The 1,535-nt window shown below is 60.3% G+C and carries 2 protein-coding genes; both read left to right on the plus strand.

The features are described from left to right. A partial coding sequence (locus ACTJKK_RS16540) for a hypothetical protein (RefSeq protein ID WP_440748774.1) occupies positions 1-917 on the plus strand: 917 nt, incomplete at its 5' end. 7 nt (positions 918-924) lie between these two features. Then, entirely contained in the window at positions 925-1,353 is a 429-nt protein-coding gene (locus ACTJKK_RS16545) for a DUF4279 domain-containing protein (protein ID WP_440748775.1), read from the plus strand. Positions 1,354-1,535 lie beyond the last annotated feature (182 nt).

Here is a 1,535-nt window from a genome sequence, read left to right on the forward strand (position 1 = left end):
CCCGTGACTACGACACGGCGACCGGGTCGTGGGTGCAGCCGGATGAGTGGCGCGGTCTGCTGGTGCGCCCGCAGTCGTTGAACCGGTTCGCGTATGTCGAGAATTCGCCCGTGGCGTTCAGCGATCACCTCGGGTTCCTGCCGATCGGCGGCGGCCTCAAGGGCGGCGTCGCGAAGGCGTATGCGAAGAACGCCGTGAAGAAGGGCGGCATCGCCGCGGCGATCGGCAAGAAGGTCGGACCGAGGGCCCCGAAACACTCCATGGGTACGAGTGGTGGTGGGCGCCCGGCGACACTCTCGCGAGGGGGTGGATCGCCGATGTCAGGTGTGACCGTGCCGACGTCCAGGTCAGAACAGTTCACCTCGATCCGCCATCTGGAGACGCCGTGTTCCTCCATTTACTTCGATCGACCGTGCAGCACTGCTCCCGGCGCGACATGGGGCCCGGACGTCGACCCTCGGGTTGGCGGCATGATTCTCTTTGTCGGAGGAGCGCTTCTCACGGTGGCCGCCGCGGCATGCATCATTGCCTCGGCAGGTGTCTGCACGGCGCCGATTGCCGCGATCGCGTTCGCTACCGGCAGTGGAACGCTCGTCCTCGCAGGAACGATTACGGTGGGCGGAGTGGCCGTAGCAGCGGGCGTCGCGGGCGTTGCGGGTGGTACGGGCATCATGCTCAACGCTCCTCGTCCGACGGGCGGCGGAGGTGAGCCTGGGCTGCCAAGCCGCGGCGATCTCAAGAAGCTAGGCGACGGGCAGTACGAGAAGATCACTGGCCAAAGTGCCCACGATTTCAAGGACGATATCGTTGGCGGACAAGTAAGTCGTTGGAATATTTACGTGGGGAAGGACAATATGCTTTACCTTGTGAACAGCACGGGTGCAATCGTCCCAACATATACAGCATGGGCGAGATGAGGGACGAATGAGACTGGAGAGCGATACGCATGAGGCTTGGGTCGGGTTAGATCGCGCGTACCTCAAAATAACGAGCCATGTGCTTTCTTTGGGGCAGATTGTCGACCTCGTCGGTGAAGAACCAGACGAGGGATTCTCGTTCGGTGACCCGTTCATCAATCCGGGGATGAGTGCGACAAGGAACCGCACTTTCTCGTCCTGGAGGAAATACTCGAGTGCTCCGCGATCGGCCACTATTCAGGAGAGCCTCGATGGCTTAGTGGAAGTGGCGAAGCGCGTGTCAACCCGAGTTGGCGGAAGGCAAGACATCGATTGTGAACTTCAAATAGTCCAGTACCTCCATTCGGATCGAGAAGCAGGATTCGGGCTATCGCCTGAATGGCTACAGATCTTGGCTTCGATGCCCGCCGGAATTGATGTAGATCAATACCGATAATCAGAGGTTCGACTTGCGATTGGTTCGCGAAGCTGTAGTCGCTGAACAGATTCGCCTGGTGTAGCGAGGACGCATGGCTATGCCTCGCGGGCAGTAGCCAGTTGCTGTCGACCAAGACGACGGGTGTGAATGCGGGTTCTGCGTCGTACTCGTTCGATGGTGCGGGTAATCGGTCGTCTCAG

Source organism: Microbacterium sp. 22179 (assembly GCF_052045715.1).
Classification (GTDB): Bacteria; Actinomycetota; Actinomycetes; order Actinomycetales; family Microbacteriaceae; genus Microbacterium; species Microbacterium galbinum.

Excerpts from the sequence above, each read along its gene's own strand:
- ACTJKK_RS16545 (WP_440748775.1), top strand. The coding sequence starts at position 925 with ATGAGACTGGAGAGCGATACGCATGAGGCTTGGGTCGGGTTAGATCGC.